The organism is Rothia santali (genome assembly GCF_024199905.1).
Lineage (GTDB): Bacteria > Actinomycetota > Actinomycetes > Actinomycetales > Micrococcaceae > Rothia > Rothia santali.
Genome location: NZ_JANAFB010000067.1, coordinates 1 through 7578 on the forward strand (window position 1 = coordinate 1; position 7578 = coordinate 7578).

The window sequence follows — 7578 nt, forward strand, 5'->3', positions numbered from 1 at the left end:
CCTGGCGCGAGCCGGCGGGGACCCGGGCGACGCGGGGGACCGGGCCGCCGGGAGCACCGCGGTGGACGCCGCCGACGACGGCCCCGCACCGCGTCCCGCCCAGGACCCGTCCACCGGCGGATCATCGAGCCAGAGCAGCGAAGGAGCCCGCAATGTTTAGATTCGCCCAGCTCGGCAGCAACCTCTACACGGGCCGCACCTCCGTCCCGTTCATCCCGCGCAGGCGCCTGTGGCTCTCCATCTCCGCCCTGCTGGTGGTGCTCTCGCTCATCGCCCCGCTGCTGGTCGGCGGGCTCAAGCTCGGCATCGACTTCCGCGGCGGCTCGGAGTTCACGGTCTCCAACACGGCCAGCACGGACATCCAGACCGGCGAGGACGCCGTCGCGCAGAACACCGACGCGGAGCAGACGGTGGTCACCAACATCGCGGCGAACACCGTGCGTGTGCAGACCGAGCAGCTGGACGACGACGAGACGCTGGCGCTGCGCGACGCGCTGCAGCAGGCCTACGACGTCGGGCCGGACGACGTGACCTCGACCTTCGTCGGGCCCACGTGGGGCCAGGGCGTGACGCGCCAGGCGCTGTGGGGCCTCGTCGTCTTCGTGGCCCTGGCGACGGTGGGCATGGCGCTGTACTTCCGCACCGTCAAGATGTCCCTCTCGGCGATCGCCGGGCTGCTGTTCACGGTGATCACGACTGTGGGCATCTACGCCCTCTCCCGCTTCGAGGTCACCCCCTCGGCCATCATCGGCTTCCTGACGATCCTCTCCTACTCCCTCTACGACTCGGTCGTCGTCTTCGACAAGATCCGGGAGAACACCCAGGACCTCGCGCACAACGACCGGCGCACCTTCGCCCAGGAGGTCAACCTCGCCGTCAACCAGACCCTGGTCCGCTCGATCAACACCTCGGTGGTCGGCATCCTGCCGGTGGGCGCCATCCTGTTCGTCGGCGCGATGCTCCTGGGCGCGGGCACGCTGCAGGACCTCTCGCTGGCCCTGTTCATCGGCATCATCATGGGCACCCTCGGCACGCTGTTCGTCTCCGCGCCGATCTACGCGGTGCTGCGCCAGCGCGAGCCCGCCATCCGCGAGCAGGCCGAGCGCCTCGAACGCGGCGACGTCCCGCCGGCACCGGCCGACGACGACGCCGGGCAGGACCCGCCGGCGCGCTCCCGGCGGCGGGAGGAGGACGACGCCGAGGTGCAGCCCGTCCCGCGCATGGACCCGAGCGGCCGCGACCGGCCCGACAGCGGCGCCGTCGTCTGAGAGCGAAGCGCGGTCGGGAGGCCCGCGCGGATGTGACTAGACTGGGTCCATTACACACGCTGAGGGAGGTCCGGCCATGAATTCGCCAGGCGGAGATCGCGGGCACGGGACCCACCGGGTCATGTCCGCCTCGACCAGGACCCCCGAGCGCAGATCCTTCCCCCGCGCCCAGCTCGGCGATCCCGGCGTCATGGGCTCCGACCCGGCGCGCCCGGTCTCCCCGGTGCTGGTGCCGCTGCTGCGGACCGTCAAGGCCAACAACCCGGGCGAGGACATCTCGACCATCGAGCGCGCCTTCGCGATCGCCGACCGCTGCCACACCGGGCAGAAGCGCAAGAGCGGCGACCCCTACATCACGCACCCGGTCGCGGTGACCACCATCCTCGCGGAGCTGGGCGCCTCGGGGGCGACGCTGATCGCGGGCCTGCTGCACGACACGGTCGAGGACACGGAGTACACGCTCGAGCAGCTGACCGCCGACTTCGGCGCCGAGGTCGCGGAGCTGGTCGACGGCGTGACCAAGCTGGACAAGGTCACCTACGGCGAGCACGCCCAGGCGGAGACCGTGCGCAAGATGGTCATCGCGATGGCCAAGGACATCCGCGTGCTGGTCATCAAGCTCGCCGACCGGCTGCACAACGCGCGGACCTGGCGCTTCGTCTCCCGCGAGTCGAGCTCGCGCAAGGCGAAGGAGACCCTCGAGATCTTCGCGCCGCTGGCGCACCGCCTCGGCATCAACACCATCAAGTGGGAGCTCGAGGACCTGTCCTTCGCGGCCCTGGAGCCGCGCATCTACGACGAGATCGTGCGCATGGTGGGGGACCGGACCCCCGAGCGGGAGCGGCAGCTGCGGCAGATCCGCTCCGAGGTCATCGACGAGCTCGCGGCGTCGAAGATCGCCTGCGAGGTCACCGGGCGGCCGAAGCACTACTACTCGATCTATCAAAAGATGATCCTGCGGGACAAGGAGTTCGACGAGATCTACGATCTCCTCGCGATCCGCGTCCTGGTCGACTCCGTCCGCGACTGCTACGCGGCCCTGGGCGTCATCCACGAGGTCTGGAAGCCCCTGCCGGGTCGCTTCAAGGACTACATCGCGGTCCCGAAGTTCAACACCTACCAGTCGCTGCACACGGCGGTGATCGGCCCCAACGGCCGCGCCGTCGAGGTCCAGATCCGCACGCACGAGATGCACCAGAAGGCGGAGTACGGCATCGCCGCGCACTGGATGTACAAGGCCGCGGCGCGGGGCGAGTCCTCGGGCGGCCGCGCGGGCAGCGAGGACTCGGCCGAGGGCATGAAGTGGCTGCAGTCGCTGATGTCCTGGCAGAGCGAGACGAAGGACTCCTCGGAGTTCCTGGACTCGCTGCGCTACGAGGTCAACGCCCAGGAGGTCTTCGTCTTCACCCCGGCCGGGGACGTGCTCTCCCTGCCGGCGGGCTCCACCCCGGTGGACTTCGCGTACTCGATCCACACCCAGGTGGGCGACCACACCATCGGCGCGCGGGTCAACGGCAAGCTGGTGCCGCTGTCCTCGAAGCTGCAGCACGGGGACCGCATCGAGATCCTCACGACCAAGGCCGACGACGCCGGCCCGAGCGAGGACTGGCTGAAGTTCGTCGCCAGCCCCCGCGCCCGGACCAAGATCCGGCACTACCTGACCAAGGAGCGCCGCGAGGGGGCGATCGAGAAGGGCAAGGAGAACCTGACCCGCTCGATGCGCCGGCACAGCCTGCCGCTGCAGAAGCTGCTGACGAGCAAGCTGCTGGTCTCGGTGGCGGAGGAGTACCACAAGACCGACGTCGCGGCCCTCTACGAGGCCGTGGGCGAGGGGCAGGTCAAGGCGCAGGAGGTCATCGACCGCCTCGTGGACCTCCTCGGCGGCCAGACCGGGACCGAGGAGGACCTCGAGGAGGAGACCTCGATCACCACCAAGTCCCGGCCCCAGTTCGGGGACTCGGGCGTGATCGTCGAGGGCGCCGACGGCGTCTACACCAAGCTCGCGCGCTGCTGCACCCCGGTGCCGCCGGACGAGATCATGGGCATCGTGACCCGCGGCAACGGCATCTCCGTGCACCGGAGCGACTGTCCCAACATGCGCCAGGCCCAGGGGGACCCCCGCCTGATCGCGGTCCAGTGGGCCCCCACCAAGTCCTCCGTCTTCCTCGTGGAGATCCAGGTCGAGGCGCTGGACCGCCGCTCGCTGCTCTCGGACGTCACCCGCGTGCTCTCGGAGAGCCACGTGAACATCCTCTCGGCCAACGTGCACACCAACGTCTCCCGCCTGGCGATCTCCCGGTTCTCCTTCGAGATGGGAGACCCGCGGTACCTCGACCACGTCCTCAGCACCGTGCGGAATATCGACGGCGTCTACGACGTCTACCGGATCACCGGCTCCCGCCCGACCAACTGAGGCCGGCGCCCGGGCAAGGGGCCCGGCGCCGGCCGGGCCCGCGCGCTCACGGCCCCGGTGCGAGCCGCCGGACCCGCGCGAGGGCGTCCGCCCGGTGCGGCGCCCGCGGCAGGGCTGCCAGGGCAGCCTCCACGACCGGCGGCGCGCAGCCCAGTCCCGGCGCGCGCAGCATCGTGGCGATCGCGAGGTCGGCGCGGGGGCCCGTGCAGTGCAGGGCGAGGTCGGCGCAGGTGCGCAGCGGCGTCGTCGCGCGCACCGGTCCGCAGCGCAGGTCCTCGAAGGGCGAGTAGCCCGTGAACCGGCGCAGGACGAAGGACTCCTCCCAGCGGTGGAACTTGTGGGTGGTCGTCCTCCGGGCGGAGCACTCCACCAGCCGCGGCGGGGGCGCGCACCCGTAGAGCCAGGCCGCGGTCATGCGGTGGAGCATCAGCGCGTCCCGCGAGGCCGGGCGCAGCAGGAGGCCGGCGGCCCACCCGCGCAGCGACGGCGTGGGAGCGCCGATCGAGTAGATCCCGTGCAGCAGGGGGTGCAGGGCGCGCCGCGCCGCGAGGGCCTGCGCCTCGGCCTCGGTCAGCTCCAGACCGCCGCGCAGCAGCTGCGGCGGCGGGCTGAGGGCGCTGAGCTCGGTGAGCAGGCCCAGACGGGCCGCGCGGTACCGGGCGAGATGGGCGGAGTCCATGCCTCCATCAGACACCGGCGGGGCGCGCCCCGAGGGCGCGGTGGAACTGTGGACGACGGGGCGCCCGGGCGCCGTTCCGAGGCGGCGTCCGGCGCCTCCTCTGACCGCGCGCAGGCCGCGCCCGTCCCGAGGCCGGGTCCGCGTCCTCCCACGGGCAGGCCGCCGCCCCGGCTCGGGTGCGGCGGCCTGCGCGTTGTCAGGAGCGCGCGTCGTCGGCCGGGATGTCCTCGGCCGAGGCGCGCAGCTGCTCCAGCCACTCGCGGCGGGCGTCCAGCGCCTCCTGGGCCTTGGCGGCCTTGCGCGCGTCGCCCGAGCGGTGGGCGGCGTCGAGGTCGTCCTGCAGGCCGGAGATCGTGGACTCCAGCTGCGTCAGCATCGACTCCGCGCGCGCCTGTGTCTCCGGGTTGGAGCGCTCCCAGCGGGCCTGCTGGGCGTCCTCGATCGCGTTCTGCACCTTCTGCAGCTCGCCCTCGACGCGGCGCATCTCGCGGCGGGGGACCATCCCCGCGGCGTCCCACTGATCGAGGATCGGGTTCAGGGCGGCCCTCGCGGCCTCGACGTCGGTCACGGGCAGGATCGCGCGGGCCTGGCGGAGCAGGTCCTCCTTGACCGCCAGGTTGGCCTCGAACTCGCGCTCCGTCTCGTCGTGCGCCGCGGCGCGGGCGTGGGGGAAGACGTCCTGCGCCGCGCGGAACCTCGCCCACAGCGCGTCGTCCTCCCGGCGGGAGGCGCGCGGCGCCCGCTTCCAGCGATCCATGAGCTCGCGGTACTTGGCCGCGGTCGCTCCCCAGTCGGTCGAGCCGGACAGCGCCTCCGCCTCGGCGATCAGGCCCTCCTTGGCCCGCTTGGCCTGGGCGTTGCTCTGGTCCAGCTGCGAGAAGTAGGCACGGCGGTGCTTGTCGAAGGCGGTGCGGGCCGAGCGGAACCGCTTCCACAGCTCGTCCTCGGTCGACTTGGGCAGGCGCGCCGCGCGCTGGGCCGCCTTCCAGGAGTCGAACAGGTCGCTCATGCGCGCGCTCGAGTTCTTCCAGTGCGTCTGCTGCGGGTCCTGCGCGGCCACCTCCTCGGCGGCGCGGACGATCGCCTCGCGCTCGGCGAGGTGGCGCTCCTTGGCCTCCGCGGCCTCGGTGCGCTCGGCCTCGGCCCGCTGGGAGATGCTGGCCTCCAGCGCGGCCAGGCGCTCCTCGAGGCGCGCGATGTCGCCCACCATGCCGCGGGCGGACAGCAGCTCGCGCAGCTTGGCGGCCGAGGACGCGGCGTCGTGCGCGGCGGCCTTATGCTCCAGGCGGGACTCGAGGAGCGTCAGCTGGGCCTCCGCCTCCTCGTACTTGCGGGCGAAGTAGGTCAGGGCCTCGTCGGCCGTCGCCTCGGGGTAGGCGCCCACGGCGATCTCCTCGCCGCGCAGCAGCACCGAGACGGTGCCGTCCTCGGCCACCCTGCCGAAGGACTTGGCCCCCTCGGTGGACCGGGAGGAGCCGGCGGGGGGAGCGGGCTTGGGGACGGCCGCCTGCTCGGGCAGGGCGGCGGGGGTGGGCTTGTCGTCGGATTGCTGAGGGGTCACCGCTGAAACTCTTTCGCATCGGGAGGGGCCCGCGAGGGGCCGCGTGTGCACCGGCGGGCCGCGGCGCGTGGGGGCGCGGCGTGGCCTGACCGTCCCTCTAGCATATGGGAGCTGCGTCACCGATGCTAAGCGTTGCGCGGGCCGGTGCGGACGCGCGGCACGGGGAAGGAGCGGGTGCGCGGCCGCCGCGGGCCGTCCGGCCGCGGCCCGCGGCCCGGGCACGGCCGTTTCGACCGCCGTCGCGGCACCGTTTACTGTTAAGGGGATCGTGCCCAGCCCACCCGAGGAGAGGTTCATGGCCCGCAAGGCTTCCCTGTCAGGTTTTCCCGAACTGCTGCCCGAGGAGAGGGTCGTGGAGAACCATGTGCTGGACGTCCTGCGCCGCACCTTCGAGCTGCACGGCTTCTCCTCGATCGAGACCCGCTCCCTGGAGACCGTGGAGCAGCTGCTCCGCAAGGGCGAGATCGACAAGGAGGTCTACGCCGTCTCCCGCCTGCAGGAGGACGACGGCGCCCGCTCGGCCGAGAAGCTGGCCCTCCACTTCGACCTCACCGTCCCCTTCGCCCGCTACGTGGTGGAGAACGCCGGGCACCTGAGCTTCCCGTTCATGCGCTACCAGATCCAGAAGTCCTGGCGCGGCGAGCGTCCCCAGGAGGGGCGCGCCCGCGAGTTCACCCAGGCCGACATCGACGTCGTGGGGGAGGACGCGCTGCCCTTCCGGTACGACGTCGCGCTGGCCCTGGTGATCGTGGACGCCCTGTCCCAGCTGCCCATCCCGGACTTCGTCATGCGCGTCAACAACCGCAAGCTCTCCGAGGGCTTCTACCTGGGGATCGGGCTCGAGGACACCGCCGGGGTCCTGCGCTCCATCGACAAGCTGGAGAAGATCGGCCCCGCCGCCGTCGCCCAGCTGCTGCGCGAGGAGCTCGGCGCCACGGACGAGCAGGCCGAGGCCGCGCTGGGCCTCGCCGCGATCCGGGCCGAGGACACCTCCTTCGTCGAGCGGGTCCGCGCGCTGGGCGTGCGTCACGAGCTGCTCGAGGAGGGCCTGGCCGAGCTCGCCGAGGTCATCGGGGAGGCCTCCAAGCGGGCCCCGGGCCGCGTCGTCGCCGACCTCTCGATCGCCCGCGGCCTGGACTACTACACCGGGACCGTCTACGAGACCTTCCTGGTGGGCCACGAGCAGCTCGGCTCGATCTGCTCGGGCGGGCGCTATGACGCGCTGGCCGCGACGCAGAAGCGGACTTACCCCGGCGTCGGACTCTCGATCGGCGTGACCCGCCTGGTCGCCCGGATGCTCTCGCAGGGCCTGGCCGTGCCGTCCCGGAAGGTGCCCTCGGCGGTGCTCGTCGCGCTGACCGACGACGCCGGGTGGTCCGCGGCGCAGGACGTCGCCGACGCGCTGCGCTCCCGCGGGATCGCCTGCGAGGTCTCGGCCACGGCCGCCAAGTTCGGCAAGCAGATCAAGTACGCGGACCGCCGCGGCATCCCCTTCGTGTGGTTCCTCGGCGAGGACGAGTCCGGCGCCCCGACGCACGAGGTCAAGGACATCCGCTCTGGCGAGCAGGCGCCGGCCGACCCCGCCGCCTGGGAGCCCCCGCACGAGGACCTGCGCCCGCGGGTCACGGCGCCCACGGGCGACTGACCGCGGCGGGGC

Annotated in this window: 5 protein-coding genes; 3 read left to right on the plus strand and 2 right to left on the minus strand. The window is 72.3% G+C overall.

Going from position 1 to position 7578, the window contains the following annotated elements:
* The first annotated feature begins 152 nt into the window (after positions 1 to 152).
* Positions 153 to 1268: a protein translocase subunit SecF gene (gene secF / locus NBM05_RS14870; protein WP_254169050.1), complete on the plus strand. Its 1116-nt coding sequence runs from the start codon at positions 153 to 155 to the stop codon at positions 1266 to 1268.
* A gap of 76 nt (positions 1269 to 1344) precedes the next feature.
* Complete coding sequence (locus tag NBM05_RS14875) at positions 1345 to 3681, plus strand: RelA/SpoT family protein (protein WP_373689351.1); 2337 nt, start codon at positions 1345 to 1347, stop codon at positions 3679 to 3681.
* A gap of 46 nt (positions 3682 to 3727) precedes the next feature.
* On the opposite strand, the gene NBM05_RS14880 is transcribed toward NBM05_RS14875, so the two are convergent.
* Together NBM05_RS14880 and NBM05_RS14885 are read right to left on the minus strand one after the other, a co-directional pair.
* Positions 3728 to 4360, minus strand: a complete 633-nt coding sequence (locus tag NBM05_RS14880; RefSeq protein WP_254169051.1) for a hypothetical protein — start codon at positions 4358 to 4360, stop codon at positions 3728 to 3730.
* A gap of 196 nt (positions 4361 to 4556) precedes the next feature.
* Positions 4557 to 5921 (minus strand): DUF349 domain-containing protein, encoded by a 1365-nt coding sequence (locus tag NBM05_RS14885; RefSeq protein WP_254169053.1) that lies wholly within the window; start codon positions 5919 to 5921, stop codon positions 4557 to 4559.
* 295 nt (positions 5922 to 6216) lie between these two features.
* Between NBM05_RS14885 and hisS the strand changes: the two genes are divergently transcribed.
* Entirely contained in the window at positions 6217 to 7566 is a 1350-nt protein-coding gene (gene hisS, locus NBM05_RS14890; protein WP_254169055.1) for a histidine--tRNA ligase, read from the plus strand.
* Positions 7567 to 7578: the final 12 nt, after the last annotated feature.

Coding starts and splice junctions, on each gene's coding strand:
- secF (WP_254169050.1), top strand. CDS start 153: ATGTTTAGATTCGCCCAGCTCGGCAGCAACCTCTACACGGGCCGCACC.
- NBM05_RS14880 (WP_254169051.1), bottom strand. CDS start 4,360: ATGGACTCCGCCCATCTCGCCCGGTACCGCGCGGCCCGTCTGGGCCTG.
- hisS (WP_254169055.1), top strand. CDS start 6,217: ATGGCCCGCAAGGCTTCCCTGTCAGGTTTTCCCGAACTGCTGCCCGAG.
- NBM05_RS14875 (WP_373689351.1), top strand. CDS start 1,345: ATGAATTCGCCAGGCGGAGATCGCGGGCACGGGACCCACCGGGTCATG.